This is a genomic window from Streptomyces sp. OZ13, from assembly GCF_052068155.1.
Lineage (GTDB): Bacteria > Actinomycetota > Actinomycetes > Streptomycetales > Streptomycetaceae > Streptomyces.
On the sequence record NZ_JBQHCZ010000002.1, the window covers coordinates 512,181 to 536,423 of the forward strand.

Here is a 24,243-nt window from a genome sequence, read left to right on the forward strand (position 1 = left end):
TCGGTGATCTCCGTCGCGGCGCTCCACGAGCCTCGGCACCCTTCCCATGAAGGCACCGGTGCGGATCACCTCCGCCCCGGGCAGGCACGGCCACCGCGCTTCCCGTACGGGGGCGCGGGCCGAGGGGGAGGGGTGGACCCATGCAGGGGACCGGACACGGGCGCGGTCAGGACACGCACGACACGGTGCTTCTGGCCGCAGGCGTCGCCGACCTGGCGGTCAGCACGGTGAGCGGAGCGCTGGACGGGTTACGCGGGCTGCTCCGCCGGGCCGACGTGGCCGAACTGGCCGACGAGGGGCGGCAGGACATCAAGGCCCGCGGCCGCCTCGCCCTGGACCGCTGCACCTCGACCTCGCCGCCGCACATGGAACTGCTGGCCCGGCACGCGACCGCCGTGCGTGGTCGCGGCGATGTCTGACAACGGTGAGCGAGAGGCGTTCAAGGCACGGGTGGACCACGTCCTGCTCCATTTCGTGGAGGAGGAGATCGACCATCTCCTGGCCGTCGACGCCGACCTCGCCGCGGTCGCCGACCAGCTGCGGATCGCCACGAGCCGCGGCAAGCGGCTCCGGGCGGCCTTCTGCTACTGGGGCTGGCGTGCGGCCGGCCAGCCCGACAGCGACGCCCTGGTGCGCGCCGCCGCGGCCATGGAACTCGTGCACGCCGCGGCCGTGGTACACGACGATCTGATCGACGACAGCCCCCTGCGGCACGGGCTGCCCACCGCGCACGTCGCCCTGCGCACCGCGGTGGCCGCGAGCCCCCGCCCCAGGGCCGCGGCCAGGTCCCTGGCGATGCTCGTGGGTGATCTGCTGATGTCGCTGGCCGGGCAGCTGTTCACCGCCTGCGGTCTCCCCGCGGCCTATCTGTCCCGGGCGCGGCCGCTGTGGGCGGTCCTGGCCCGCGAACTCGTCGCGGGGGAGTGCCTGGAGATCCTGCGTACCGGGACCCGCCCCGACACCGCCGCCTCGCTGAAGGTGATCCGCTACAAGACCGCCAAGTACACCGTCGAACATCCGCTCCACATCGGCGGCGCCCTCGGCGGGGCCTCCCACGACCTCCGGGAAGCGCTCTCCGACTACGGGCTGCCGCTGGGGGAGGCGTTCCAGCTCCGTGACGACCTCCTCGGACTGTTCGGCGACCCCGGCCGTACGGGGAAGGCGAACGCCGACGACATCGCGGCGCACCGGCCCACCGCGCTGCTGGCGCAGACGTGGCAGGAAGCCACCGCGACGGAACGCGCGGAGCTCGGAAGGCTTTTGGGGAACGGTATCCCGGACGAGGCGTCACTCGCCCGGGTGCGGGCGATCATGCACCGCACCGGGGCCCCCGCCCGCATCGAAGACATGATCAGCGGCCGGGTACGTGCCGCACTCGACGCCCTCGAGCAGACCTCCCTTCCCGCCGATGCCGCCCACGCGCTGGGCGGACTCGCCCGGGCGGCCACCGTACGCCTGCACTGACGATCCACCACCCCGGCCCACATCGCCGCGTCTGGCCCACGGAGGAGCCGTGATGACCTACACCGAGCAGTCCCTCGACGCCCTGCGGACGGCAGGCGACGAACTGGCCGACGCGACCGTCGCCACGCTCTTCGAACGGGGCGAGGTCGGCACGTTCAACACCCTCATGCGTTACGTCTCCACGGCCGGCGCTCCGCTGCCGGACGGGCTGCCCGAGGTGGCCCGCGAGTACCTCCACCAGACCGCCGCCCCGCCGTCCTGGGTCGACTGGGAGGAGATGGAGAGGGCGAGGATGTTCTTCATCGACAACAACGTGCACATCTCCACGGCCCTGTCGTTCGCGTCGATGCCCGCCTGCTACGTCCTGCCCCATGTCGCCAGGCTGCTGTCGGCGACGCACTCGCTGAAGTACCCCTCCAAACGCATGGCGGAGACCGGCCAGTTCACCGTCTACCTCATGCAGCCGGGCGCCTTCGAAGCCGGCAGCCGCTTCATCCCCGCCGCGCAGAAGGTGCGGCTGCTGCACGCGTCCGTCCGCCACCACCTGCGCCGCGAGGGCCGCTGGGACACCGAGAACCTCGGTACGCCGATCTGTCAGGAGGACATGATCGGCGGCCAGATGATGTTCTCCATCCAGGTGCTCGACGCCCTGCACCGGCTGGGCATCCACATGAGCACGGAGGGGGCCGAGGCGTACTACTACGCCTGGCGTGTCGTCGGCGCCATGCTCGGCGTCGACCAGGACCACGCACCCGCGGATCTCCACCGGGCCCGACAGTTCTCCGACCTCTACATGACCCGGCACATGGGCCCGAGCGAGGAAGGGGCCCACCTGACCCGCCAACTCATCGACCTCTACGAGGAGGTCGTCCCCGGCACCCTCTTCGACCCCGTCGTCGGGGCCCTGATCCGCTACCTCGTCGGAGACACCTGCGCCGACTGGCTTCAGGTGCCCCGCACTGCCTGGGACACGGCGGTCAAGGCCGCCCCCGCCCTGCTGGGCATCCTCGAATCGATCGAGGACCGCTCGCCCCTCGGCGCCTGGGCCCTGGACCGCCTGGGTCACTTCACCACTCTCTTGGAGCTCAGCTCACTCACCCGCGGCCGCGTCATGCACTACGCCATCCCGGAGGAGCTCAAGAAGGACTACGGCGTCACCGCCGCGCGCACTGCCCGCTGGACCCCTCCCGCCCCCACGGTCACGACCTGAGCCCCGCGAGCCGGCCGGGAACCGCATGCCGGTCGGCTCGAGGGATACGCGGACAATATGACTGAAAAGGACGAAACGGGTAGCAGCAGGCGGAGAGCACCGCGGAAGCGGCGAAGAAGGCCGAGGAGGAGCGCGCGGAGGCGGAACCGTTCAGCTGTCCCCACGCCGGGCGCCGCTTCGGGACCCACGGTGGTACGCGCCGCCAGCAGTCCCAGCCGGGGATGCCCGTCGAAGAGCTGTTCGGCAGCGGTGAGCGCCCCGGGCTCCCACCACGAGTCGTCGTCGCTGAAGGCCACGTGCGGCGTGCGGGGCGTGACGGACGCCGAGGTTACGGCCGAACGGCCCCCGGATTCCGGTCCGGTGTCAGCAGCGTGACGCCCGGGTGCTGACGGGCGACGGCTTCCGCGGTCGCGTCGGTCGACGCGTTGTCGACGGCGATCACCGGAGGCCTTTCGGGCAGCTCCATGAGCCGGTCGAGGGTGTGCAGCAGTTGATCCCCGCGGTTCCGGCTGATCACGACGACGGTGGTGCGGGAGTCGATTGTCATGGCGCGGACGTCTCTCCGGTGCTCGTGTCAGTGTGCCGAACGGTGAAGGGTCATCACGTTTCCCTGCGTCATCACACCATGCATGTCCCGTCCTTTATGGGGCAAAAGTAACGAACGGTAATGCCGGCGCGGGTCGGGCAGGCGCCCAGGGACGAGGCGGGCGCCGCGCCGGGCCGGCCGGCGAAGCGTCGGATCGAGTCCGCGTCCGGGCCGGACGAGTGCGGCTCCCTGGACGGTCCTGGATTGCGGGGACACGTGACCGGGCGTCTCATGGGCGGCAAGCCGCTGTCCACGTCTTCGCCCCGGTGGGCGCGGCCTGCCTTGAGTCGGCCGGGAGGCAGTGTGTCAGGACGGTGGTGGTGCGGGCGGGCGGCCGCGGTAGCGGCGCTCGTCCTCGCGACGAGCGCCTGCGGCTCGCTCGACGAGAGGCGCGACGATGTCACCGCGGAGGTGACGGCCTTCGAACAGGCTCTGGGCGCCGATGAGTTCGCACGCATGTGCGCCGCCCTCGCGCCGGAGACCCTGGAAGAGCTGGAGCAGTCGGGCAAGAGCCCCTGTGAGCAGGCGATCGGGGAAGCGGAGCTGACCGAGGCCGGTGCGGTGCGTCGCGTCGACGTGTACGGCGACCAGGCCCGTGTCGTACTCGAGAAGGACACGGTGTTCCTCTCCCACTTCCCGACCGGCTGGAAAGTGACAGCGGCCGGATGCACGCCACGCGAAGGCCGGCCGTACCAGTGCGAACTCAAGGGCGGGTGAATGAGGCCATGAGAACACTGTTCGTCGGAACCCTGGTGATGATCGCCGGTGGTCTCGCGTACTTCATGGCTCTGGGGCTGATGCACCGATGAGCTCCATGTCCACGGCCGGCGAGGGCAGCGCACCGACCCGTCGTCCCGTATGGCGGTTCCTGCACCACAACAGCCTCGGCCTGGTCTTCCTGGCGGCGTTCCTGCTCGCCCTGGCAGGACAGGCGGTGGCCGGACAGGCGGAGTTCAACAACCAGCTGATCGCCGACGGCCTCGCACCCGTCAGCTTCGGGGTCTATGTGGCTTCCTCCGACTTCGCTGTCGATGTCACCGAGAACTGGCAGTCCGAGTACCTGCAGTTCTTCCTGTACATCTTCGGCACCGTCTGGCTGCTGCAACGCGGTTCACCCGAATCCAAGGAACTGCACAAGGCGGGCATCGAGTCGGACGAGGACCAGATGGTCGGCGAGCACGCCACGGAGGACTCGCCTCGCTGGGCCGCGGCCAGGGGCTGGCGGGGAACGCTCTACTCGCGCTCCCTCGGCCTCGTCATGGGCACCATCTTCCTGCTGTCATGGCTGGCCCAGTCCGTCGCCGGTGTCGCGTCCTACAACGAGCAGCAGCTGCGCGGGCTTCAGGCCCCGACCAGCTGGCCCGACTATCTCTCCTCCGCGGACTTCTGGAGCCGCACACTCCAGAACTGGCAGTCCGAACTCCTCGCCATCGGCTCCATGGCCGTCCTCGCCATCTACCTGAGGCAACGCGGATCACCGGAGTCCAAGCCCGTGGGCGCGGCGCACACGGCGACCGGTGTCGAAGGCTGAACGTCCTGCTCCGCGGTGCGGCCCTTCGTCAGCCGACGTACCGGCGGGCGGTGGAGTGCCGCTGCGACTCTTCGAGGAGCGACAGGCGCTTTTCGACGGCCGGCGGTACGACCTTCCGTTCCCGTACGACCCAGGGAAGTCCGGCGAGCGCGGCGCCGAAGGCACGCAGCGACGCGCGGTCACGCGGAACGGTACGGGCGAGGTGCAGCGTCCGGCGGACCGCGGGAACGACCGGACGGCGCAGCCAGCAGAACCAGAGCGTGTTGCGCAGACCGTCGACGCGCCGCCCGGTGGCGTCGCGTGCGGGGGACGGTGCGTGGTGGACCGTCATGCTCTCGTCGTAGGTCAGCCACCAGCCGAGCGTGGTCAGGTCGGTGGCCGGCAGTTCCTCCTCGCCGCCCAGCCACAGCCGCTCGCTGAATCCACCGGCCTCGGTGAACGCCTCGACACGCAGCACCGACGCCCCCGCGAGGAACGAGCCCAGGGCGGGACCCGGCAGCCATGCCGGTCCCGGGACCGGTGAGTCGCACAGCTCGGCGACGATCGGGTCCTCCCTGCCGCCCGGTTCGACGACGATCCGGGCGGTGACCACCGCCCGCCGCTCATGGCGGTCCAGGAGGTCCCCGGCGCGGGACAGCGATCCCGGCTCCCACCAGCAGTCGTCGTCGCAGAAGGCGACGTAGGGCGTGGTGACGTGCCGCACGGCGAGATTGCGTCCCACAGCGCCGAGGTTCGAGCCCGGGTTGAGCAGCCGCACCTCGGGACGCAGTCGGCGTACCGCTTCCGCGGTGCCGTCGGTCGAGGCGTTGTCGGTCACGATCACGGGCGGCCGCTCGGGCAGACGCGCCAGTTCGCCGAGGGTGCGCAGCAGCTCCTCACGGCGGTTGTGGGTGATGACGACGACGGTGACGCGCGGATCGCTCATGTCACGGCTCCCTCTCCGGAACGAGCCCGCCCCAGCGGTGTTCCGTCCCGGACCGGTGCGGTCACGGCCGTACGCCCGCGCCGGGTGCGGGCTGCCGGACGACGGGCGGCTCGCCCGGTGCGACGACGGCGCGGCCGCCGCGTCCGCAGTGGACGACCCGCTCACCCAGGCCCCGCTCCTCGGCCGCGTGGAGGAAGTCGGCCAGCGGGGACGTCATCACGGTGTACTCCTCGTAGTGGACGGGCAGGAGCCAGCGCGGACGCAGCCGTTGGGCGAGCTCCACGCCCTGCGCGCCGTCCATGGTCACGAGGAGTCCACCCGGCAGACGGGTGCCACCGAGGTGGAGCACCGCCAGATCCATGTCCGGGTACCGGCGGCCGATGGCGTCGATGCCGTCGAACAGCAGCGTGTCGCCCGAGATGTAGAGCCGAAGATGTGCCGGGCCTCGCGGCGGGCCGAACTCCAGCAGGCTGCCCATCACCGGCGGCAGCAGGGGCCGCAGGGCTCCGCCGGCGTGCCGGCCGGGCAGGGCCGTCACGGTAGCTTTGCCTTCCTCGCCGATCAGGGTGTGGCTCTGCCACGACCGGAGCCCGTCGGCCCGGCGGAAGCCGTGCACGAGGCGGAGGCGGCGGGAGGCGTGCGGCGTCGTGATCACGGGCAGTGACCGGTCGAGGTGACGGCGGGCCACACGGTCCCAGTGATCGCCGTGCAGATGCGAGAGCACGATCGCGGTCAGGTCGCGAGGCAGCTCACCGACCCCCATCGACGGCTCGGTGAGCCGGCGGCTGACGAGTCCGTGACCGAGATACGCGAGCTGCCCGCGGTGCAGGAAGTTCGGGTCCGTCAGCAGGGTCAGGTCGCCGTAGCGGATCAGGGTCGTGGCGTTGCCGATGAAGTCGATGCTGACCGGCAGGCCCGGGGCGGCGGACATACGGTCTCCTTCGGCCCGGTCAGCCCCGCGGCTCCGGGCGTTCGATGCGTCCGTGCCGCCACGGGTGCCCCTGTCGCGCGAGGTGAACCTGGGGCCCGGGTGAAGCCGGCCCCGTCCGCCGGAAGGTCGCGACCGCCCGCGGCCGTCGCCGTCAGGCCGCCGCGGACAAGGCCGAGAGGATCGCCGTGTCGGTGCGGGCGTGGACGACGAGCCGGGTGCCACCGGTGTCGGCGTTCGCCTCGAGAAGGCGTCGCGCCGGCGCGCTGTGCGTGGCGACGGACATCAGGACACCCAGGTGGTGGCACATGCGGTGGGCCTTCAGTACGGCGCCGACGGTGACGCCGCCGGTGGCCGGCTCCTCGAGCACGACGACGACCGGACTCGGCCCGTAGGCGTGCACCAGATCGCTGATCTCCTGCGACAGCGCCGATCTTCGGCCGACGTCGGTGGCGCTGTGCAGGGTCACGACCAGAAAGCCGTCCTCGAAAGCGTGGGACACCATCACCGCCTCCGATGCCGCTCGCCGCGTGGCGATCCGGTCAGAGGCTGCCCGCTCCGCGTGCCGTGATGCGCACCGGCCGCTCAGGGGGTCTGCGCGTCACGGTCCAGCGGGCCCCAGCGCCCCGGCTGCCGCTCGATCACGGCTGTCGCCTCGCTGATGACCTCGTCGGCGATCCAGCCGAGCGGTTCCACATCGCGGACAAGCGGTTCGTTGTCCGGACCGCGGCCCGCTTCCCGGCCGTGCAGGACCCACGGCCGGGCCCGTTCGTCCTTGACCCGTGGCAGATGGGAGTAGTCGTACAGCCGGCGGGCGACCCATGTGCGGACGGGCCGGTCCCCCCACCAGGACTCCACGTCCAGCGGGCTGGCGGACAGGCCCGGCATGGAAGCGCCCGTCAGGTCGTCGGTGCTGGAGACCGAGCCGAGGTCCGGCTCGGGTCCACGGGACCACCGCACGTACAGTCCCTGCCGGGCCGTGACCAGTTCCGTCAGCGCCTCGATGCTCCCGAAGGTGGGGATTGCCTCGTTCTCGCTCATGTCCCCTCGATTCTTGCCCGGCACTGCCCGTCGGATGCGTGCGACAGGCCGGGAGCACGTCGCCCGATGAACGGCGGCGCCCTGCCGTGACCGTGCGGTCGGCCCAACTTCACCGTGACGGATCATCGCGACGAACGCCATCGAGCTGTCCGTCCGGCGCGGGTGCCGAGTGCGGCGGGGCCGAGGGAGATGGCCGGGGGAGCGGGGACCGGTCGGCGGCTCCCCCCCAGGTGAGGGGGCAGGCTCAGGCGATCATCGCCTGGCCCGCGCACAGGCGGGACAGAAGGGCCGGCCGGTGGAGCTCTGCCACGGGTTCGAGGAGGTCCGGGTGGCGCAGCAGGGCACCGGCCCGCCGGTCGCGCTCATCGGGATCCACCAGGCGGCGGAACCCGGCCGGCGGTCCGTCGCCGTGTCCGCCGTCGCCGAGCGCGGCCACCGCCGCCGATGCCAGGTCCGGGCTGGCGAGGAGGCAGGCCGCCCAACTGGCGACGACCTCGTCGACCCAGGTGCGCCAGGCGTACTCATCGGCGTCGTCGAGCCCGGCCCCGTCGGAGCCGGTGATCCAGTCCAGCCGGGCGGACCCTCCCGCCCCGGCGACGGCGACCAGAGCCGCGTCGACGGGTGTGGGATAGCGCAGCGACGCGGCCACGGTCACGGCCTGGTGCGCCTGCGCGTGGGAAAGTGCGGAATCCAGCACGCCACCTCCCGAGGGGAAGGCGCGCGACATCCACTGGGCTGTCGCCGCTATGAGCGAGGTCAGGTCTGCGTGCACTGTGGCGTCCGATGTGGTCCTGGGGAGCGATGTGCCCGGCAACGCTATCCCCGCCGGTCACCTGGGGAAATGGCGTGGGTCACGGGAAGGCAGTGGCTTCGGCCACACCGGGCGGGGGACCGCTTCGCCCCGCGGACGCGCTTCGGCGCGTGCTTTCGGGCAAACCACTGTGTCGTCCACTGATCACGGCGTCCGTCCCGCGACACTGACCCCCATGGAGCCGGTGACCTTGGGCGTGGAAGAGGAGTACCTGCTGCTCGACGCGGAGACGGGGGTGCCGGTCCCGATGGCCGAACAGGTGCGTGCGGCCGCAGGCCTCGAACCACTCGTCGAGGAGCACGAACTGCAGTCCGAGCTGTTGCAGGTGCAGGTAGAGGTCGCCACTTCCGTCTGCACCCGGCTCGAGGAGGCAGGCGGCCACCTGCTGCGCCTGCGCCACGCGGTCGGCGCCGCCGCGGAGGCCCACGGGTGCCGCCTCGCGGCATGCGGGACACCGCCGAGGAGAGGCCCGGTCAACGCGCCGGTGACCGAGCAGGCCCGCTACCGCGCGATGCGGGTGCAGGCTCCGCAGCTGGTCGCGGAGCAGCTGGTCAGCGGCATGCACATCCATGCGGCGGTCCCGAGTCCGGAAGTCGGCGTGGCCGTACTGAACCGGCTGCGGGGCTGGGTGCCCGTCCTGGTCGCCATGTCCGCGAACTCGCCCCTGTGGGACGGGCAGGACACCGGCTTCGCCAGCTGGCGCACCTTGATCTTCGGCCGCTGGCCCGTGAGCGGCCCGCCGCCCGCGTTCCGGGACCTCACCGACCACAGGGAGCGGATCGAGGCGCTGCTCGGCAGCGGGATCATCTCCGACAAGGGACAGCTGTACTGGCAGATCCGGCTGTCCGACCGCTTCCCCACCGTGGAAGTACGGTGCCCCGACGTGCAGTTGCGGGCCGACGAAGCGGTGATGTTCGCCGGGATCGTGCGCGCGCTGGTCGTCACCGCCATCCACGAGACGGCGGTCGGCACGCCGGCGCCCGTCATCGCTCCGGAACTGATGCAGGCGGCGAACTGGCAGGCCGCCCGCTACGGTCTCGGCGGTCACCTGATCACGGCGACGGGCGAGCGCCGCAGTGCCGGAGACGTCGTCGCGCAGCTGATCGAGCACATCACGCCCGCGCTGGACGCCGCCGGCGACACCCGTGAGGTGATTTCGCTCGTCCATCGCCTTCTCCAGCAGGGAACCCCCGCCGACCGCCAGCGCCGGGCGCTCGCGGAGGGCGGCATCAGGGCGGTGATCGACCTGATCACCTCCGAGACCACGGCACCGTGACCGCGGATCCCATGTTCGACACGCGGTTTCCGGGTACTCATGCGCGGTGACGCGACGATCGAACGGGAGGAGCGCCACGATGACCGTGCCCGAGGAGAACCGGCCCAAGACGCGAGCGACCGACGAGGTCGTCACGGAGAAATCGGCGGCGGCCGAGGGATCGGCGACAGAGACCGAGCAGGGCCGGAATGCGGCACAGGAGGAACGCCGGCCGTCCGGGAGCACCATGCGCGAGGCACTGGACGATGCCGGGGTCAAGCCTGAGGACTACGAAGAGTAGTCGCGCGCGTGAGCAAGGAGGTTTCCCATGGCGCACACCAACGTGCCGGAGGTGCTGTAAGCGATCAAGGGCGTCGACTTCCCGGCCGACAAGGAGAAGCTGATGTCGGCGGCATGCGGGGCCGGCGCCTCGGAGGAGGTCGTCAAGGCGTTGCGCGGTATTCCGCCCGAGCGGTGGCGCGTTCCGTCCGGACGGATCCGGACTCGGACCTCGGACACAACGCGAGCCAGAAGGCCGAACAGGCGCGCAAGGGCGGCAAGCCGGGGCTGTCCGAGCATCTGCGTGACGCGTCGAAGACGCCGATCCAGGAGGAGCTGGACCGCTGAGCGGGGACCGCGGCCTCCAGGACCGCGACGACCCAGGACCGCGACGACCCTGGACGGCTGACGCCCCACGGCGGCGGGTCCGCCACCTGGGCGCAGCCGTTCAATGGCGACCGGCCGGTCAGTCCGGCGTCCCGACCCGCCTCGTCACGAAGCCGCCCTCCCCGTCGAACCGCACCTCCACCACGGCGTCGAAGCCGTCCGCGGTCGTCGGCTCGCGCAGGCGGCCGCGCGTGGCGTGGATGCCGACGTCGGGCACCCGCGCCCGGCCCTCACGCGCCGCGTTGCGTCGCAGGGACCCGGTGATGTCCGGGGGGAACCAGTACGCCGTCACCCGGACACCGTGCGCACGGGCCGCACGGATGAGCGGGGTCCACTCCTCGGGCGAGGGGTTGGTGTTGTCGACGGCCACCGCGCTCCCGGACACGAGGAGGTCCTCGATGAGCCGCATCTGCCGTTGCTGCTTGCGCCGGGCCGAGCGCGGCAAGAGGTCCTTGCTCACCAGCGCATAGCGTTCGGCGAGGCGCTCCCTGTAGAAGGTCGACTTCCCCGACGCCTGCAGTCCGACGAGGACCGCCATCTCCGGTCGTGCGCTGTTGGTGTCCACTTCGTCGAGCCTCTCACCGACGCCGGCCGGACGTCCGGCTGCCCGGCGAAACCGTGCTCGTGGCGGGCCGCGCCGTACGCATTGTTGCGGCCGCGCACCGCCCGGTGGGGACGGTGCGCGGCCGCGGTGCGGGACTGCCGCCGGGAACGGTGGCCTCAGGACTCCTTGCTGACCTCCTTGCTCACGGCGGCCGGCGAGTCGTACCTCTTGCTCGGCAGGGAGTCGAGGGCGGACATGATGTCCTTGCCTGCTCCGCGCTTGCTCGCCTGGTCGACGATCTCTTCCTTCGACGCGGGGTAGTTCACGCCGCCGAGGGCCTTCTGCATTTCGATGGGGTTCACGTCCATGCGCCGATGGATACCCCTGGCTGTCGAGGACGGACACCGGATGCCACTCGAGTCACCCCAATGGAGCGCGGTCCGCCGCTCCGGCGACTCGGAGGGGGCGACCCGTGGGCGGATCGACGGCCGTGCCTCGCCTCTGCCGCCGGGATCGGTGTGGGACCGTGGAAGGACCAGGCACGGGGTCGGGCTTCGGTTCCCGACGGCTCATGGAAGTGGGTGCGTGGTGACGTGAGCGACCGGGACGCGGACGTGCGGCGCATGCTGGTGGGGTTGCTCGCCGACAGCCATGTGATGTCCTTCGACGACCTGCCCGAGCTGGTCTCCCGGCACGCGGCCACCGCCGGTCTCACCGATGTCCTGATCTACCTGGGCGATCTCCAGCGCGATGTGCTGCGGCTGTTCCCGGCGGAGAGCCGGTCGCCCGAGGGGAAGCACCCGGCGGAGGTGCCCGTCGAGGGCTCGGTGGCCGGGCGGGCCTACCAGTACGGCAGTATCACGGCCGGCGCGACCGGCACGGACGGCGCACATGGCTGGTGGATCCCGTTGCTCGACGGCACCGAGCGCCTCGGGGTGCTGCACATCGCCGCGCCGGCCGACGACGAGAGCGCCCAGGAGACCATGCTGGCGCTGGCCTCGCTGGTGGCGATGATGGTGGTCAGCTGCCGGGTCACGAGCGACTCCCACGCCCGTCTCAGCCGCAGCAGAGCGATGAACGTGGCCGCGGAGATGCAGTGGCAGCTGATGCCGCCGCGCACCTACGCGGACGGCCGGGTCACCATCGGAGCCGTGATGGAGCCCGCCTACCAGGTCAGCGGTGACGCCTACGACTACGCCGCCGCGGGGAACGTCGTCCACCTGTCCGTCTTCGACGCCATGGGGCACGACACAGCGGCCGGTCTGACCGCGAACCTCGCCGTGGGCGCCTGCCGTAACCGCCGCCGCCAGGGAGCCGGGCTCGCCGAACTGGGGGATGCCATCGAGAAGGTGATCCTCGAACAGTTCGGGCACAACCGCTACGTCACCGGGATCCTCGCCGATCTCGACACCACCACCGGCGTCCTCACCTGGACGAGCAGGGGACATCATCCCCCGGTCGTCATCCGGGGCGGACGCTGGAGCAGCCTGCTGGACTGCCCTCCCTCCCACCCCATGGGCAGCGACCTGGGCCTGCCGACCACGGTGTGCAGGGAGCATCTGCAGCCGGGCGACCGCATCGTGCTCTACACCGACGGCATCACGGAAGCACGCACGGCGACCGGTGTGGAGTTCGGACTCGCCGCCTTCGTCGACTTCCTGATCCGTCACCACGCCGACGGCCTGCCGGTTCCGGAAACCCTGCGCCGGCTGATGCGCGCGCTCCGGCAGCACCACAGCGACCGGCTCCAGGACGACGCCACGATCCTGCTGTGCGAATGGCTCGGCCCGGAGAGACTCTCCACCGCGAGTACCGCCCCGGTGGCCGGAGTGCCCCTCCCGGACCAATGAGACCGCCGACGGGGCGGCTCACCGGACGGCGGACGGGCGGCTCGATCGGGGCGGTTCGACGTGAGGGGGCCGGCAGGACGGCCGCGGCACCGTGCGTCCCGTCAAGAGCTCTCTTCGTCGTCCTTCTGTACCCCCTCCAGGGATTCCCCGCTGCCCGTACCACGGGAGTCGTAACCCTCCGTAGCGCTCGCTGTCCCAGGAACCGTGCGCTCCTGTGGCTGCTGCTCGCGTCCCGAGTGGGCTCCCGGGCCGCGGTCGGCCTCCCTGCGTTCCTTGTCCTGGTGGCGTTCCCGGTCGTTCTGCGGAGACTTCTCGGTTCCGGCCATGGACGCTGCACTCCCTTCCCGTTCCGGACGGAGAGCCGTTCCTGCTTCTGACACGTGTGTTCGGTGTACCCCGTTGAGGAAGACGCATGTCCGGGCCGGTGGCAGGGAGGGTGTGAGGCCGGGGCGAGCATCAGTCGGATGCGGGGCCCTTGATGCCCGACACCCGTCTGATGCCCGGGCGCCTGACCCGCTGGCAGGGTTTCCCGGGTCACCGGACGGACCGGTGCTCCCCAGAGAGGTCCCGCGACCCATGAAGCGAATGTCACCCGCCCTCGGCACGGCGGCGGCCGGGATGGTCGCCGCTGTCGTCACCGCGACGTCGTCGCTGACCGGGGCCGTGCACCCGCAGCCGGGCGGGACCCCCGCCCGTCCCGCCGCGAGCGAGCACCACCCGGCCGGGCAGTGGCTGCACACCTGGGTGTCGATGCCGCAGCTGACGGAGCCGGGCAACATGCCACCCGCGCCGTTCACCCGGCCCGGCCTGGTGCTGGCCGACAGCACCGTGCGCCAGACCGTGCACGTGTCGACCGGCGGGCAGCGGCTTCGGCTGCGGTTCTCCAACGCCTTCGGGGGCACGGCACTGCCCATCACCGCCGCCGCCGTGGCTCTTCCCGTCGACGGACGGGCAGGCGTCAGCGGCATCCGACCGGGATCGTCGCGACCGGTGACCTTCGAAGGGCGCTCCTCCGTCACCGTCCCGTTGGGGGCGCAGGCGGTCTCCGACCCGCTCGACTTCGATCTGAAGCCCGGTTCCAACCTCACCGTGACGCTCTATCTGGCCGACGGGCAGGCGTCGGAGTCCATCACCTCGCACCCCGGCTCCCGGACCACCACGTATCTGAAGGCCGGCGATCACGCACAGGAAGCGGAGCTGCCCGGGGCGACCGGTACGGACCACTGGTACTTCCTCAGCGGTGTCGAGGTGTGGTCGCCCCGCGCCGCCGGAGCCGCCGTGGTGCTCGGCGACTCGCTGACCGACGGCCGCGGGTCCACCACCAACCTGAACAACCGCTGGCCGGACCTGCTGCTGCGGCGACTTCAGTCCCGGCGCGGCACGGCGGACACCGCGATCCTCAATCAGGCGGCGGGCGGCAACCGGGTGCTCAACGACGGTCTCGGTCCCAACGCCCTGGCACGGCTGGACCGTGACGTCCTGGCGTCCAGCGGTGTGGAGTGGCTGGTGGTCTTCGAGGGGGTGAACGACATCGGCACGGCCGCAGCCACCCCTGCCGCGCAGAAGGAGGTCGTGGACGATCTGACGGCGGCCTACGGCCAGATCGTCACCCGGGCGCACGCCCAGGGCATACGGGTGTACGGGGCGACGCTGACACCCTTCGGGGGCAACGCCGGCTACGACGACCCCGACGGCCACCGCGAAGCTTCCCGGCAGGCGGTCAACGACTGGATCCGTACCGGCGGACGGTTCGACGGAGTGATCGACTTCGACAAGGTGGCGCGCGATCCGGACAGGCCCCGGCAGTTGTTCCCTGCCTTCGACGTCGGTGACCACCTGCATCTGAACCCGACGGGGTATCAGGCGCTCGCCGACGCCGTGCCCGCGTCCCTGTTCCGGTAGCGCCGTTGCCGCGGCACCGGGGAAGTTACCTTCAGGTATGCCGTGACTTCATGCATGCGCAGCAGTAGAACGTGTTCCCATTCACTCGAGAGTGAGGAACATCACATGAACTCTGTGCCCTTACCGGGTCCCGGTGTTAGAGGACCGTCGCGCCGCCGGCTCATAGCAGGAACCAGTTCTATTCTGGGGGCCGCCATCCTCACGGGTCACGGCCCCGCGGCCGCCCGCGCGACCTCCGCCCTCGCCGCCCCGGCCGCCGCCCCGATCCCCGACGGGGCACACGTCTCCGCTCTGGTCATCGGCACCGGATACGGCGGCTCGGTCGCCGCCCTGCGGCTGGCGCGGGCGGGCGTCGACGTCCACATGATCGAGATGGGGATGTCCTGGGACACCCCGGGACCGGACGGCAGGATCTTCGCCAACACCACGAAGCCCGACCACCGTTCCTTCTGGCTGCGCACCAGGACCAAGCAGCCGCTCAGCGGTTTCCTCGGCTTCCCGCTCGACAAGGACGTCCCCCGGTACACCGGCGTCCTCGACGCGGAGGAGTTCGGCGGCATCACGGTCTACCAGGGCCGCGGTGTCGGCGGCGGCTCACTGGTGAACGGCGGCATGGCCGTGACGCCCCGGCGCGAGAACTTCCCCGCCGTCCTGCCGTCGGTGAACGCCGACGAGATGTACGACGTCTACTACCCGCGCGCCAACGCCGCGCTGGGCGTCGGCGTCGTCGACCAGGGCTGGTGGGAGTCCGCCGCCTGCTACCAGTACGCCCGGGTCGGGCGGAAGCACGCCGAGCGTTCCGGCTTCCCGTTCGTCCTGGTACCGGGCGTGTACGACTGGGACTACCTGGAGCAGGAGGCGGCGGGCACCGTTCCCGCGTCCGCCCTCGCGGGCGAGGTCCTCTTCGGCAACAACCACGGCAAGAAATCGCTGCCGAAGACCTACCTCGCCCGTGCCACCGCGACGGGCAGGGTCTTCGTCTCGCCGCTGCACAAGGTCACCTCGGTCGCACCGGCCGGCGGTGGCGGCTACACGGTCGTCATGGAACAGCTGAACACCGGCGGCGACGTCACCGCGGTCAAGGCCGTCACAGCGGACAAGGTGTTCTTCGCGGCCGGCAGCGTCGGCACCGGCAAACTCCTCACCCGGCTGAAGGCCACCGGCGTACTGCCCGGCCTCAACGGCGAGATCGGAAAGGGCTGGGGCGACAACGGCAACGTCATGTGCGGCCGCGCCAACCACATGTGGGACGCGACCGGCAGACTCCAGGCCTCCATGCCCACCGCGGGCATCGACAACTGGCGGGCCGGCGGGGCGTTCGCCGAGGTCGCGCCCCTGCCCACCGGCATCGAGACGTACGCGTCCTTCTACCTGTCCATCACCAGGAACCCGCACCGCGCCGCTTTCTCCTGGGACGCGGCCGCCGGCAGGGTCGTCCTCGACTGGCAGACCGCATGGAAACAGCCCTCCATCGACGCCGCCAGGACGATCTTCGACAGGATCAACGCCAAGGAGGGGACGATCTACCGCACCGACCTCTTCGGCGCGTACAAGATCTGGGGCGACCACCTCACCTACCACCCGCTGGGAGGCGCCGTACTGAACCGGGCGACGGACAACTACGGCCGCCTCCACGGCCATCCGGGGCTCTATGTCATCGACGGCTCGCTGATCCCCGGCAACACCAGCGTCAACCCGTTCGTCACCATCACTGCGCTCGCCGAACGCAACATCGAGAAGATCATCGCCACGGACCTGTGACGGCGACGGCCGGTACGACCGGCCCGCCTCGGCCGGCTCAGTGACCGGGCAGGACGCACATGGTGTCCAGCCCCAGCACATGGTTGAGCCGGCCGAACGCCAGCCACGCGCCGATGCTCATGCTCAGCTCCACTATCTCGGTCTGGCTGTAGTGCGCCGTCATCCGGCTCCAGAACCCGTCGTCGAGGCCGTGGTGGTCGGTGGCGTACCGCTCCGCGTACTCGGCGGCCAGCCTCGTGCGGTCGTCGAAGGCGTCGGTGGTGCGCCAGCCGGTCACCGCGTCGGCGAAGCCGTCCTCGACCGTGCGGCCGTCGCGTTCCGTCCGCCAGTCCAGGCAGAAGGAGCAGCCGTTGATCTGCGCGATCCGCAGCCGTGCGGCCTCGAACTCCCGCAGCCCGAGAGTGGTGTGGGCGTACACCGCCAGGGAGAAGCCGGAGGCGGCCGTGCCGATGCCGGGGACCATCTCTCCCCATACGTACTCGATCGGGTTCCTGCCCTCGGGGATGTCGATGTTCATCGTCGTCTCCTTCCCAGTCTGCCGACCGCCGGGCGCAGCGGGACGTCCAGCGCGTCGTAGAGGCCCGGTGGCGCGTCCACGAGCCAGTCGACTGCGCTCACCAGCCGGCCCACCGCGGTGGCGTTGCCGCCCGCGGACCGGTTCTCGTCCTCGTCGCTCGCCTCGACCGTGACCTCGATACGCGGACGGCCCTCGATGATCACCCGGTGTGCGCCCGTGCCGTCGGGCGGCGCCGGCCAGCCGGGCGCGCAGGACGGGTGGATGCGGGTGATGTGCTCGACGACGATGCGGGGTTCGCCACCGACGATTCCCTGCACCTCGAAACGCACCGCGCCCTGGGTGCCCGCCCCGAACTCGCCCATCGTCCTGGTGCTCACGGCGGCGTCCAGCGGACAGCGTTCCAAGGTCTCGCGGATCTCGTCGAGTTCGACGCCGAGGGCCCTGGCCATCAGCCGTATCTGTCCGCCCCACACCATGGTGGGGACCGTCTGCGCGAGCATCGGCGGCGCGTAGTCCATCGGCATCCCCATGCCGATCAGATACCGGACCGAGTCGGGCTGGTCGTAGGTGGAGTAGTCGAAGATCTCCTGGCAGCGGATCGCGTCCACGGTGGTGCCGAGCCCGCTGATCAGCAGTGGCAGTACGTCGTTGCCCCAGCCGGGATCGACGCCGGAGACGAACAGTGAGCCGCCGCCCGCCTCGACGGCGGCCAGCACCGGGTCCCGTAACTCCGCGGGGGCGTTCCGCGGGTCGTAGAGGGCGTACATCGCCGGGGTGACGACGACGGCCCCGGCCCTGATCGCCCGGACGACGTCGGCGAGCGCCTCGTCGGGGCGGACGTCCCCCGTCGCCGTGTACACCACCGCCCGCGGACCGGCGGCCAGCACGGCTTCGACGTCGTCGGTCGCCGCGATCCCCAGCCGGTGTCCGAGTCCGCCCAGTTCACCCGCGTCACGGCCCACCTTGGCAGGGTTGTGGACGATGACGGCGGTGAGTGCCAGCGCCGGGTGGGCCGCGACGGCTCGGATCGCCGCACGGCCTGTGTTGCCCGTTCCCCAGACCACCGTGGAAATCATGCGCCGGAGGGTAACTCCGGCGCCTGAAGGTTCCTAGAGCCATGACGGCGGGCATTCGCCCGGTCGCCCCGTCGTCTTCCGGCCGGCCCTGTCGGACCGTGCGGCGTACGGCCCGGGACGAAGCGACCGTCAGCCCAGAGCGAGAAGGACGGCCGCGGCCGTCGCGCTCACGAGGCCGGTCACCTGCCATCGGTTGACTCTCTCGCCCAGCAGCGCAAGCCCGAGGATCGTGGGGACGGCCGGGTAGAGGGAGGCCAGGACGACGGCGACGGCCAGCATCTGCTGCTGCGCCGCCCAGAGGTAGAGGATCAGGGCGAGGGCCGCTCCCGCCCCGATCGTGAGCGCCCGCACCTGGAGCCGCGCCGGTCGGCGGAAAACGGCGGCGTGCCGCCACGCGCTCGGTACGAGGAGGGCGACGGCGGCGAGCCGGCCGGCGACGACGGGCCACAGGCCGCTGACGGCGTCGGCCTGGGCGAGCCCGATGTACTGCACGGCCACCCCCAGGCTGGCGATCAGACCGTCCACCGCCCCGTGCCCGGCCCGCGTCGGCTCTCGGCCGTCCCGCGCGCTCCTGCCGCCACCGGCGACCAGCCACAGCGCCGGTACGGTGACGCAGATGCCCGCCCAAGCGGTGGCGGTCGGCCGGTCTCCCAGGAACAACACCCCGCACAGAACGGAAAGAGCCACACCCGTCACGGCACTCACCGGTACGACGACGCTCATCGACCCACGGCTCAGGCCCCGGTTGAGGAACAGCATGGCCGTTCCGCTGCCGGCACCGGACAGCGCGCCCACAGCATGTCGCCCGACCGGACCGAGTCCGCGGGCACGACGAGCGCGGCGACGAGCGCCAGGAGCAGGCCGCCGACCTGACCGAGAAACGTGACCACGGCGAAATGGACCCGGCGCGACAGCAGACCGCCGGCGAAGTCGACGACGCCGTAACAGACTGCCGAAGCCAGCGCGAGAAGTGCACCCATTCGCTCACAGTGCCCCGCCGGGACGCCGTGATGTTGTTCCCGCGCCTCGGATGTACCACCGGCCGGTCGACGTCTCGCCCGCGGCAGGCCTGTCCGGCGGCCCAGGGGCCGATCGGCAGGCGCCGGCGCACACGGTCGCGACCCGGCCTGAGCCTGGTGGTGGTGACACCAGGCTCAGCACACACTCCCTGCCTCCTCGGCGGGCCCGCCAGGATGACCGGCATGAACCCACCCACCACTCTGATCACCGGCGCGACCCAGGGGCTGGGCCGCGGGATCGCGCTCGACCTCGCGCGCCGCGGCGGCACCGTGCTGCTCCACGGCCGTGACCGGGTACGCCTCGACGCGGCGGCGGCCGACGTGCGGGCGACCGCACCCGGGACCACCGTGCGCACCTACCTCGCCGACCTGGCGGACCTCCGCCAGGTGCGGGCGATGGCCGAGCGGATCCTGGCCGAAGAACCTCGGCTCGACGCACTGGTGAACAACGCCGTCGCCGGCGGCGGCTCCGAGCCGCTGCGGCGCGAACTGAGCGCCCAGGGCCACGAGTTGCGCTTCGCAGTCAACCATCTGGCGCCGTACGCCCTCGTCCGTGGCCTGCTGCCGCTGCTGACGTCCTCCGCGCCCGCCCGCGTGATCAACGTCGCCTCGATCGGACAGGAGCGCATCGACTTCGACGACATCATGCTGGAGCGGGGCTACGAGGGGCTGCGCGCCTACTGCCGCAGCAAGCTCGCGCTGATCATGGCCACCTTCGAGCTGGCCGGGGAACTCGCCGGCACGGGCGTCACCGTCAACGCCCTGCATCCGGCGCACCTGATGGACACCCAAGGGGTGCGGGATTACGGCCTCACGCCCGTCGTCGGCGTCGAGGAAGGCGTCAGGCCGACCGTACGGCTGGTCACCGACCCAGAGGTGGCCGGCGTGACGGGCCGCTACTTCGACCGCTTCACCGACTCCCGCGCCGACGAACAGGCTTACGACGCCGACGCCCGCAAGCGCCTCATGGAGCTGACGCACCGCCTCGTCGGGGAGACGCACAGCGTGCGTTGAGAGCCCACCGGCGCCGAGGGCGGGCGACCCTGGTCCCGATGGGTGTCGTGTTCACGTAATTCTGGGGAACCGGCCACCACGGCGGCGGCAGCGTGACACCGGCCCACTGAAGACTTCCCGGCGGTTCGTACCGAACAGCCAAGGAGGACCTTGTGGGCGTACGTCCCGTATCCCGGCGGCAGTTGCTCGGCTTCGGCGGCGCAGGCGCCGCCGCACTGATGCTCGGCACCGGCGAGTGGGGCTCCGGCTCCGCGTTCGCCTCGCCGGTCATGAAGGACGATCCGTTCTCCCTCGGCGTCGCGTCCGGCGAGCCCCGCTCCGACGGTGTGGTGCTGTGGACGAGACTGGCCCCGGAGCCGTTCGCGCAGGACGGAAAGGGCGGCATGCCGGACCGGCCGGTCCGCGTGCAGTACGAGCTGGCCCACGACAAGCGGTTCCGGCGGGTCGTCCGCCGCGGGAGCGTCGTCGCCACACCGGAGCTGGCGCACTCGGTCCACCCCGAGATACACGGGCTCCTGCCGGACCGTGAGTACTACTACCGCTTCCGTGCCGGCTCGTACGTCTCACCCGTCGGCCGCACCAGGACCACCCCGCCGCCCTGGAGCACCCCCCGGGACCTGAAGTTCGCGTTCGCCTCCTGCCAGGCGTGGCAGGACGGCTACTTCACCGCCTACGAGCACATGGCGCAGGAGGACCTCGACCTGGTGGTCCACCTCGGCGACTACCTCTATGAGTACGGCGTCCAGTCCAACAGGCGCGGTGTGGTCACCGACCCGAGGTTCCACACGGAGACGGTCGACCTCGCCCGCTACCGCCTCCAGTACGGTCTCTACAAGTCCGAGGCGCCGCTCCAGCAGGCACACGCCCGCTTCCCGTGGATCATGACCTTCGACGACCACGAGGTCGAGAACAACTGGGCCGACGGCATCCCGGAGAAGGACCAGGACCCGCGGGCGTTCACGCAGCGCAGGGCGGCCGCCTTCCAGGCCCTGTACGAGCACGCGCCGCTGCGTCGCGCCCAGTTGCCGCAGGGCCCCGACGTGCAGATGTACCGCAGGCTCTCCTACGGCAGGCTCGCCGACTTCACGATGCTCGACACCCGGCAGTACCGCGACGACCAGCCGTGCGGCGACGGCGCCTCCGCCGACTGCGCCGACCGCTTCGCCCCTGACCGCAGCCTCCTCGGCGACCGTCAGCGCGACTGGGTCCTGAACGGCTTCAGCCGCTCCGCCGCCCGCTGGCAGGTGCTGGGCAACCAGGCGCCGATGGGCCAGACCGACCAGGACCCGGGACCGGGCACGACCGTCTGGATGGACCCCTGGGACGGCTACGTCGCGGAGCGGAACCGTCTCCTCGCGGAGGCCGAGGGACGGGGAGTGCGCAATCTCGTCGTCATCACCGGCGACCGCCACCAGAACTACGCCTGGGACCTCAAGCGCGACTACGAGGATCCCGGGTCGGCGACCGTGGGCAGCGAGTTCGTGGGGACGTCCGTCACCAGCGGCGGCGACGGCGCCGACATGACGGCCGAGGGCACCAGGTTCCTCGCCGCCAACCCGCACATGAAGTTCTTCAACGCCCAGCGGGGCTACGTGCGGGTGCGTGTCGAACCCGAGCGCTGGACGAGCGACTTCCGCGTCCTGCCGTACGTGACCCGGCCGGGCGCTCCCGTGTCCACCCGCGCCAGCGTCGTCGTCGAGGACGGCGTACCGGGCGTCCAGGTCTGACGAGCGGCACCGCGTACCCGGGACTGGCCGGGTACGCGGTGCGGTCGGGTATGAGGGTCTGGGCCGGACGGGCGCGCGGCACGGGCCGGGCCTAGCCGGTGGCGCGCCCGGTGAGGAGATCGCGGACCCGGTCCACCATGCCCATGCCGGGAGCGAGCAGCTTGTTGGCCCGGGCGGTGTCCGGCGTGGAGGGGTGCGGACGGGTGGGGGCGCTCTGCTTGGCCCTGCGGACCTTGTCGCCCAGCTCCATCAGCAGGTCCGCGCTGCACGACTCGGCGAGCAGCGGGAACAGCCGCTTCTCCTCGTCGGCGACGTGCGAGGTCACGGCGGTCTTCAGCTGGGTGATCAGGGTGTCGAACCGGGGATCGTCGGCCTGGCAGCCCTCGAGCTCCTTGAGCATGCGTTCGATCTGGGCGTGGTCGGAGATCTCCTCGTCCGCCAGGTCGTCGCCGTCGTCGACGAAGCGGCGGACCGCGGGATACAGGTACTCCTCCTCGGCGACGGAGTGCCGGACGAGTTCCTTGGTCAGTTCGTCCGCCAGCTCCCGCCGCCGTGCGTCTCCGGCGGCCTGGGCCTCGATCTCGGCGAACATCTGGTCGACCTCTCGGTGGTCGGCCGTCAGTTCCTGGATGACGTTCCCGCCGTGTGCCATGTCCTGGCGTCCTCTCTCGCTTGCTGCGAAGGATCCCCCCACGGGCGTGGCTGCCGCGCCTCATCGGCGACACTAACGCGGGTACCCCGCTCCGGCGCGCCCACAAGGCGTCGGACACCCTGGGGTTCCGCCACCGGCGGGAAGTTTCCCCGGCGGCCGTTTCAGAGCTGTCGGACCGTCACGAGGCCCCCGGCGGCAGGCCGGTCCCCGCCGCGCGCAGTTCGCGGGCGTACGGAGGTTCGGCCCCGGCCTTCGTGCAGGTGAGCGCCGCGGCCCTGGCCGCGAATCCCAGCACCTCGCGCCAGCGGTCCGGTGACAGCGACCCGAGCGCTCCGGGCGAGAGCAGTTCCCGCTCGGACAGGGCGTGCAGGAGCGCCGCGTTCACGGTGTCGCCCGCCCCGATGGTGTCCACCACGCGGACCCGTTCCCCGGGGACGGAGTACCGGCCGCCGTCCCGGGTGAGGACCGTGAGCCCGTCCCCGCCACGAGTGAGCACCACCGCCGCGGGACCCGCGGCGAGCCAGGCCCCGAAGTCGGCCCCCAGCCAGTCGGCGTCCTCCTCGCTCAGCTTGAGCATCGACACGTGCGGGAGCCAGCTCCTGAACCGGGCGCGGTAGGCGTCCGCGTCCGGGATGAGACCGGGCCGGACGTTCGGGTCGAGCGCGACGAAGACGCCGCGCGCCGCCTGCCGTCGCATCAGCTCCTCGTACGCGCTCGCGCCCGGTTCGAGGACCAGCGAGCAGGTGCCGAGCGACAGGGCGCGCGTGGCGGCGGGCAGCTCGGGCGGCACGGTGAAGAGACGGTCCGCGGTGCCCTCGACGTAGAAGGTGTAGGCGGCGGAGCCGCCGGGGCCGATCGCCGCGACGGCCAGCGTGGTGGGCTCGGGGCCGCGCTGCACGAGTGCGGTGTCCACCCCCTCCTCACGCAGCCGGCCGATGAGCGACTCGCCGAAGGCGTCGGTGGAGATCCGGGAGCAGAAGGAGACGTCGGCGCCGAGCCGGCCGAGCGCGACGGCGGTGTTGTAGGGGCCGCCGCCGCGTGCGGGCAGCAGGGGAGCCGGCAGCGCGCCACCGGCCTGCGGCACGAGGTCGATCAGCGCCTCACCGGCGACGACGATCACAGCGCCTCCCCTTCGGTCCGGCCCGCGACCGGGGGCCCAGCGGCGGCACGGACGATCGCGGCCGCCGCGGGGGCCGCGTCGTGCACCGGGGCGGTGGAGCGCATGGACCGGCCGAGCATGAAGGCGCCTTCGAGCAGCGCGATCACCGACCGTGCCGTCGCGCGGGAATCGACGATGCCGAAGGAGCCGTAGAAGGCGGCGAGGGCGTCGGTCCACGATTCGAACACCTCCGCGGTCGCCACCCGCAGTGCCTCGTCGGTGCCCGCGATCTCCAGGGCGATCGTGGCGATGGGGCACGGGTCCGCGTAGTCGAGATCGAGCAGCGTCTGCGCCGCCCCGGTGAACGCCCGCGCGGTCGTCTCGGCCGGGTCGGCGGCCCGGTCCTGGAACAGTTCGCCGATCAGCGCCAGGTAGGCGGCGCCCGACGTGCGGACCACGTCCTCGCCGAGCTCGCTCTTGCCGCCGGGATAGAAGTGGTAGGCGGACCCGTAGGTCGCGCCCGCCGTCGTGAGGATCTGCTTCATGCCCGTGGCCGCGTAGCCCTGACGCCGGAAGAGCTCGGTGGCAGCGGCCAGGATGCGCGCTCGTGTGTCGCCTGTCGTTCTCATCTCGGATAGTCTCTCACTAGATCGATCGATCCAGTA

28 protein-coding genes and 1 pseudogene are annotated in these 24,243 nt (G+C 71.5%); 13 read left to right on the plus strand and 16 right to left on the minus strand.

The window, feature by feature from the left end:
- Window positions 1–140 precede the first annotated feature (140 nt).
- From ACTMTU_RS05955 to ACTMTU_RS05965, 3 genes are read left to right on the plus strand one after another with little or no spacing between them, the layout of a single operon-like run.
- On the plus strand, window positions 141–419 hold the full coding sequence (locus ACTMTU_RS05955; RefSeq protein ID WP_441262389.1) for a polyprenyl synthetase: 279 nt from the start codon (window positions 141–143) through the stop codon (window positions 417–419).
- Window positions 412–1,464, plus strand: a complete 1,053-nt coding sequence (locus ACTMTU_RS05960; protein ID WP_441262390.1) for a polyprenyl synthetase family protein — start codon at window positions 412–414, stop codon at window positions 1,462–1,464. Before ACTMTU_RS05955 ends, ACTMTU_RS05960 begins: the two co-directional genes overlap by 8 nt.
- Window positions 1,465–1,516: 52 nt before the next feature.
- On the plus strand, window positions 1,517–2,674 hold the full coding sequence (locus tag ACTMTU_RS05965; protein WP_441262391.1) for an oxygenase MpaB family protein: 1,158 nt from the start codon (window positions 1,517–1,519) through the stop codon (window positions 2,672–2,674).
- 176 nt (window positions 2,675–2,850) lie between these two features.
- On the opposite strand, the pseudogene ACTMTU_RS05970 reads toward ACTMTU_RS05965, so the two are convergent.
- A pseudogene (locus ACTMTU_RS05970) lies at window positions 2,851–3,221 on the minus strand (glycosyltransferase family 2 protein); the annotation flags it as partial.
- A gap of 342 nt (window positions 3,222–3,563) precedes the next feature.
- Between ACTMTU_RS05970 and ACTMTU_RS05975 the strand changes: the two are divergent.
- Window positions 3,564–3,977, plus strand: coding sequence for a hypothetical protein (locus tag ACTMTU_RS05975; protein WP_441262392.1), 414 nt, complete (start codon window positions 3,564–3,566; stop codon window positions 3,975–3,977).
- A gap of 88 nt (window positions 3,978–4,065) precedes the next feature.
- On the plus strand, window positions 4,066–4,791 hold the full coding sequence (locus ACTMTU_RS05980) for a DUF6766 family protein (RefSeq protein ID WP_441262393.1): 726 nt from the start codon (window positions 4,066–4,068) through the stop codon (window positions 4,789–4,791).
- Between the two features lie 28 nt (window positions 4,792–4,819).
- Here ACTMTU_RS05980 and ACTMTU_RS05985 read toward each other — a convergent pair whose 3' ends face one another.
- The 5 genes from ACTMTU_RS05985 to ACTMTU_RS06005 all read right to left on the minus strand — a co-directional run bounded on the left by ACTMTU_RS05985 (window position 4,820) and on the right by ACTMTU_RS06005 (window position 8,457).
- Window positions 4,820–5,716 carry a glycosyltransferase family 2 protein gene (locus tag ACTMTU_RS05985; protein ID WP_441262394.1) on the minus strand — a complete coding sequence of 299 codons (897 nt, stop codon included), beginning with the start codon at window positions 5,714–5,716 and terminating at the stop codon, window positions 4,820–4,822.
- A gap of 61 nt (window positions 5,717–5,777) precedes the next feature.
- The gene (locus ACTMTU_RS05990; RefSeq protein WP_441262395.1) at window positions 5,778–6,647 is read right to left on the minus strand and encodes an MBL fold metallo-hydrolase; all 870 of its coding nucleotides are present in this window, start codon (window positions 6,645–6,647) and stop codon (window positions 5,778–5,780) included.
- Between the two features lie 151 nt (window positions 6,648–6,798).
- The gene (locus ACTMTU_RS05995) at window positions 6,799–7,149 is read right to left on the minus strand and encodes a hypothetical protein (RefSeq protein WP_441262396.1); all 351 of its coding nucleotides are present in this window, start codon (window positions 7,147–7,149) and stop codon (window positions 6,799–6,801) included.
- 80 nt (window positions 7,150–7,229) lie between these two features.
- Complete coding sequence (locus ACTMTU_RS06000; protein WP_441262397.1) at window positions 7,230–7,685, minus strand: DUF6098 family protein; 456 nt, start codon at window positions 7,683–7,685, stop codon at window positions 7,230–7,232.
- A gap of 244 nt (window positions 7,686–7,929) precedes the next feature.
- Entirely contained in the window at window positions 7,930–8,457 is a 528-nt protein-coding gene (locus ACTMTU_RS06005) for a hypothetical protein (protein ID WP_441262398.1), read from the minus strand.
- Window positions 8,458–8,671: 214 nt separating this feature from the next.
- On the opposite strand from ACTMTU_RS06005, the gene ACTMTU_RS06010 reads away from it, so the two are divergent.
- The 3 genes from ACTMTU_RS06010 to ACTMTU_RS06020 all read left to right on the plus strand — a co-directional run bounded on the left by ACTMTU_RS06010 (window position 8,672) and on the right by ACTMTU_RS06020 (window position 10,378).
- The gene (locus tag ACTMTU_RS06010; protein ID WP_441262399.1) at window positions 8,672–9,772 is read left to right on the plus strand and encodes a carboxylate-amine ligase; all 1,101 of its coding nucleotides are present in this window, start codon (window positions 8,672–8,674) and stop codon (window positions 9,770–9,772) included.
- Window positions 9,773–9,851: 79 nt separating this feature from the next.
- Window positions 9,852–10,052, plus strand: coding sequence for a hypothetical protein (locus tag ACTMTU_RS06015; protein WP_441262400.1), 201 nt, complete (start codon window positions 9,852–9,854; stop codon window positions 10,050–10,052).
- Between the two features lie 173 nt (window positions 10,053–10,225).
- Complete coding sequence (locus ACTMTU_RS06020) at window positions 10,226–10,378, plus strand: hypothetical protein (protein ID WP_441262613.1); 153 nt, start codon at window positions 10,226–10,228, stop codon at window positions 10,376–10,378.
- A gap of 118 nt (window positions 10,379–10,496) precedes the next feature.
- On the opposite strand, the gene ACTMTU_RS06025 is transcribed toward ACTMTU_RS06020, so the two are convergent.
- Together ACTMTU_RS06025 and ACTMTU_RS06030 are read right to left on the minus strand one after the other, a co-directional pair.
- The gene (locus ACTMTU_RS06025) at window positions 10,497–10,982 is read right to left on the minus strand and encodes an AAA family ATPase (protein WP_441262401.1); all 486 of its coding nucleotides are present in this window, start codon (window positions 10,980–10,982) and stop codon (window positions 10,497–10,499) included.
- Window positions 10,983–11,137: 155 nt separating this feature from the next.
- Complete coding sequence (locus tag ACTMTU_RS06030; protein WP_441262402.1) at window positions 11,138–11,329, minus strand: DUF2795 domain-containing protein; 192 nt, start codon at window positions 11,327–11,329, stop codon at window positions 11,138–11,140.
- A 255-nt stretch (window positions 11,330–11,584) separates the two neighbouring features.
- Here ACTMTU_RS06030 and ACTMTU_RS06035 point away from each other — a divergent pair, with 255 nt between their 5' ends.
- On the plus strand, window positions 11,585–12,811 hold the full coding sequence (locus ACTMTU_RS06035) for a PP2C family protein-serine/threonine phosphatase (RefSeq protein ID WP_441262601.1): 1,227 nt from the start codon (window positions 11,585–11,587) through the stop codon (window positions 12,809–12,811).
- A 101-nt stretch (window positions 12,812–12,912) separates the two neighbouring features.
- Here the strand turns inward: ACTMTU_RS06035 and ACTMTU_RS06040 are convergent, their stop codons facing one another.
- Window positions 12,913–13,137 carry a hypothetical protein gene (locus ACTMTU_RS06040; RefSeq protein ID WP_441262403.1) on the minus strand — a complete coding sequence of 75 codons (225 nt, stop codon included), beginning with the start codon at window positions 13,135–13,137 and terminating at the stop codon, window positions 12,913–12,915.
- A 250-nt stretch (window positions 13,138–13,387) separates the two neighbouring features.
- Here ACTMTU_RS06040 and ACTMTU_RS06045 point away from each other — a divergent pair, with 250 nt between their 5' ends.
- Together ACTMTU_RS06045 and ACTMTU_RS06050 are read left to right on the plus strand one after the other, a co-directional pair.
- Window positions 13,388–14,713, plus strand: coding sequence for an SGNH/GDSL hydrolase family protein (locus ACTMTU_RS06045; protein WP_441262404.1), 1,326 nt, complete (start codon window positions 13,388–13,390; stop codon window positions 14,711–14,713).
- 105 nt (window positions 14,714–14,818) lie between these two features.
- On the plus strand, window positions 14,819–16,474 hold the full coding sequence (locus tag ACTMTU_RS06050; RefSeq protein WP_441262405.1) for a GMC oxidoreductase: 1,656 nt from the start codon (window positions 14,819–14,821) through the stop codon (window positions 16,472–16,474).
- Window positions 16,475–16,511: 37 nt separating this feature from the next.
- Here ACTMTU_RS06050 and ACTMTU_RS06055 read toward each other — a convergent pair whose 3' ends face one another.
- The 4 genes from ACTMTU_RS06055 to ACTMTU_RS06070 all read right to left on the minus strand — a co-directional run bounded on the left by ACTMTU_RS06055 (window position 16,512) and on the right by ACTMTU_RS06070 (window position 19,047).
- Window positions 16,512–16,991 (minus strand): carboxymuconolactone decarboxylase family protein, encoded by a 480-nt coding sequence (locus ACTMTU_RS06055; RefSeq protein ID WP_441262406.1) that lies wholly within the window; start codon window positions 16,989–16,991, stop codon window positions 16,512–16,514.
- A complete protein-coding gene (locus tag ACTMTU_RS06060; RefSeq protein WP_441262407.1) occupies window positions 16,988–18,067 on the minus strand; it encodes an NAD(P)H-dependent amine dehydrogenase family protein in 1,080 nt (359 codons plus the stop codon). The genes ACTMTU_RS06055 and ACTMTU_RS06060 overlap by 4 nt, the downstream gene beginning before the upstream one ends.
- A gap of 129 nt (window positions 18,068–18,196) precedes the next feature.
- Window positions 18,197–18,826, minus strand: coding sequence for an EamA family transporter (locus ACTMTU_RS06065; RefSeq protein WP_441262408.1), 630 nt, complete (start codon window positions 18,824–18,826; stop codon window positions 18,197–18,199).
- Window positions 18,802–19,047, minus strand: coding sequence for a hypothetical protein (locus ACTMTU_RS06070; RefSeq protein WP_441262409.1), 246 nt, complete (start codon window positions 19,045–19,047; stop codon window positions 18,802–18,804). The genes ACTMTU_RS06065 and ACTMTU_RS06070 overlap by 25 nt, the downstream gene beginning before the upstream one ends.
- A 222-nt stretch (window positions 19,048–19,269) precedes the next feature.
- On the opposite strand from ACTMTU_RS06070, the gene ACTMTU_RS06075 reads away from it, so the two are divergent.
- On the plus strand, window positions 19,270–20,100 hold the full coding sequence (locus ACTMTU_RS06075; protein ID WP_441262410.1) for an SDR family NAD(P)-dependent oxidoreductase: 831 nt from the start codon (window positions 19,270–19,272) through the stop codon (window positions 20,098–20,100).
- A gap of 218 nt (window positions 20,101–20,318) precedes the next feature.
- Window positions 20,319–21,827 carry an alkaline phosphatase D family protein gene (locus tag ACTMTU_RS06080; RefSeq protein WP_441262602.1) on the plus strand — a complete coding sequence of 503 codons (1,509 nt, stop codon included), beginning with the start codon at window positions 20,319–20,321 and terminating at the stop codon, window positions 21,825–21,827.
- A gap of 91 nt (window positions 21,828–21,918) precedes the next feature.
- On the opposite strand, the gene ACTMTU_RS06085 is transcribed toward ACTMTU_RS06080, so the two are convergent.
- The 3 genes from ACTMTU_RS06085 to ACTMTU_RS06095 form a co-directional block, all read right to left on the minus strand.
- Window positions 21,919–22,479, minus strand: a complete 561-nt coding sequence (locus ACTMTU_RS06085; protein ID WP_441262411.1) for a hemerythrin domain-containing protein — start codon at window positions 22,477–22,479, stop codon at window positions 21,919–21,921.
- Between the two features lie 178 nt (window positions 22,480–22,657).
- Window positions 22,658–23,599: a carbohydrate kinase family protein gene (locus ACTMTU_RS06090; RefSeq protein ID WP_441262412.1), complete on the minus strand. Its 942-nt coding sequence runs from the start codon at window positions 23,597–23,599 to the stop codon at window positions 22,658–22,660.
- Window positions 23,596–24,207: a TetR/AcrR family transcriptional regulator gene (locus tag ACTMTU_RS06095; protein WP_441262413.1), complete on the minus strand. Its 612-nt coding sequence runs from the start codon at window positions 24,205–24,207 to the stop codon at window positions 23,596–23,598. The genes ACTMTU_RS06090 and ACTMTU_RS06095 overlap by 4 nt, the downstream gene beginning before the upstream one ends.
- Between the last annotated feature and the right edge of the window lie 36 nt (window positions 24,208–24,243).

Excerpts from the sequence above, each read along its gene's own strand:
- ACTMTU_RS05955 (WP_441262389.1), top strand. The coding sequence starts at position 141 with ATGCAGGGGACCGGACACGGGCGCGGTCAGGACACGCACGACACGGTG.
- ACTMTU_RS05960 (WP_441262390.1), top strand. The coding sequence starts at position 412 with ATGTCTGACAACGGTGAGCGAGAGGCGTTCAAGGCACGGGTGGACCAC.
- ACTMTU_RS05965 (WP_441262391.1), top strand. The coding sequence starts at position 1,517 with ATGACCTACACCGAGCAGTCCCTCGACGCCCTGCGGACGGCAGGCGAC.
- ACTMTU_RS05980 (WP_441262393.1), top strand. The coding sequence starts at position 4,066 with ATGAGCTCCATGTCCACGGCCGGCGAGGGCAGCGCACCGACCCGTCGT.
- ACTMTU_RS05985 (WP_441262394.1), bottom strand. The coding sequence starts at position 5,716 with ATGAGCGATCCGCGCGTCACCGTCGTCGTCATCACCCACAACCGCCGT.
- ACTMTU_RS05990 (WP_441262395.1), bottom strand. The coding sequence starts at position 6,647 with ATGTCCGCCGCCCCGGGCCTGCCGGTCAGCATCGACTTCATCGGCAAC.
- ACTMTU_RS05995 (WP_441262396.1), bottom strand. The coding sequence starts at position 7,149 with ATGGTGTCCCACGCTTTCGAGGACGGCTTTCTGGTCGTGACCCTGCAC.
- ACTMTU_RS06000 (WP_441262397.1), bottom strand. The coding sequence starts at position 7,685 with ATGAGCGAGAACGAGGCAATCCCCACCTTCGGGAGCATCGAGGCGCTG.
- ACTMTU_RS06010 (WP_441262399.1), top strand. The coding sequence starts at position 8,672 with ATGGAGCCGGTGACCTTGGGCGTGGAAGAGGAGTACCTGCTGCTCGAC.
- ACTMTU_RS06015 (WP_441262400.1), top strand. The coding sequence starts at position 9,852 with ATGACCGTGCCCGAGGAGAACCGGCCCAAGACGCGAGCGACCGACGAG.
- ACTMTU_RS06030 (WP_441262402.1), bottom strand. The coding sequence starts at position 11,329 with ATGGACGTGAACCCCATCGAAATGCAGAAGGCCCTCGGCGGCGTGAAC.
- ACTMTU_RS06035 (WP_441262601.1), top strand. The coding sequence starts at position 11,585 with ATGCTGGTGGGGTTGCTCGCCGACAGCCATGTGATGTCCTTCGACGAC.
- ACTMTU_RS06040 (WP_441262403.1), bottom strand. The coding sequence starts at position 13,137 with ATGGCCGGAACCGAGAAGTCTCCGCAGAACGACCGGGAACGCCACCAG.
- ACTMTU_RS06045 (WP_441262404.1), top strand. The coding sequence starts at position 13,388 with ATGAAGCGAATGTCACCCGCCCTCGGCACGGCGGCGGCCGGGATGGTC.
- ACTMTU_RS06050 (WP_441262405.1), top strand. The coding sequence starts at position 14,819 with ATGAACTCTGTGCCCTTACCGGGTCCCGGTGTTAGAGGACCGTCGCGC.
- ACTMTU_RS06055 (WP_441262406.1), bottom strand. The coding sequence starts at position 16,991 with ATGAACATCGACATCCCCGAGGGCAGGAACCCGATCGAGTACGTATGG.
- ACTMTU_RS06060 (WP_441262407.1), bottom strand. The coding sequence starts at position 18,067 with ATGATTTCCACGGTGGTCTGGGGAACGGGCAACACAGGCCGTGCGGCG.
- ACTMTU_RS06065 (WP_441262408.1), bottom strand. The coding sequence starts at position 18,826 with ATGCTGTTCCTCAACCGGGGCCTGAGCCGTGGGTCGATGAGCGTCGTC.
- ACTMTU_RS06070 (WP_441262409.1), bottom strand. The coding sequence starts at position 19,047 with ATGGGTGCACTTCTCGCGCTGGCTTCGGCAGTCTGTTACGGCGTCGTC.
- ACTMTU_RS06075 (WP_441262410.1), top strand. The coding sequence starts at position 19,270 with ATGAACCCACCCACCACTCTGATCACCGGCGCGACCCAGGGGCTGGGC.
- ACTMTU_RS06080 (WP_441262602.1), top strand. The coding sequence starts at position 20,319 with ATGCTCGGCACCGGCGAGTGGGGCTCCGGCTCCGCGTTCGCCTCGCCG.
- ACTMTU_RS06085 (WP_441262411.1), bottom strand. The coding sequence starts at position 22,479 with ATGGCACACGGCGGGAACGTCATCCAGGAACTGACGGCCGACCACCGA.
- ACTMTU_RS06095 (WP_441262413.1), bottom strand. The coding sequence starts at position 24,207 with ATGAGAACGACAGGCGACACACGAGCGCGCATCCTGGCCGCTGCCACC.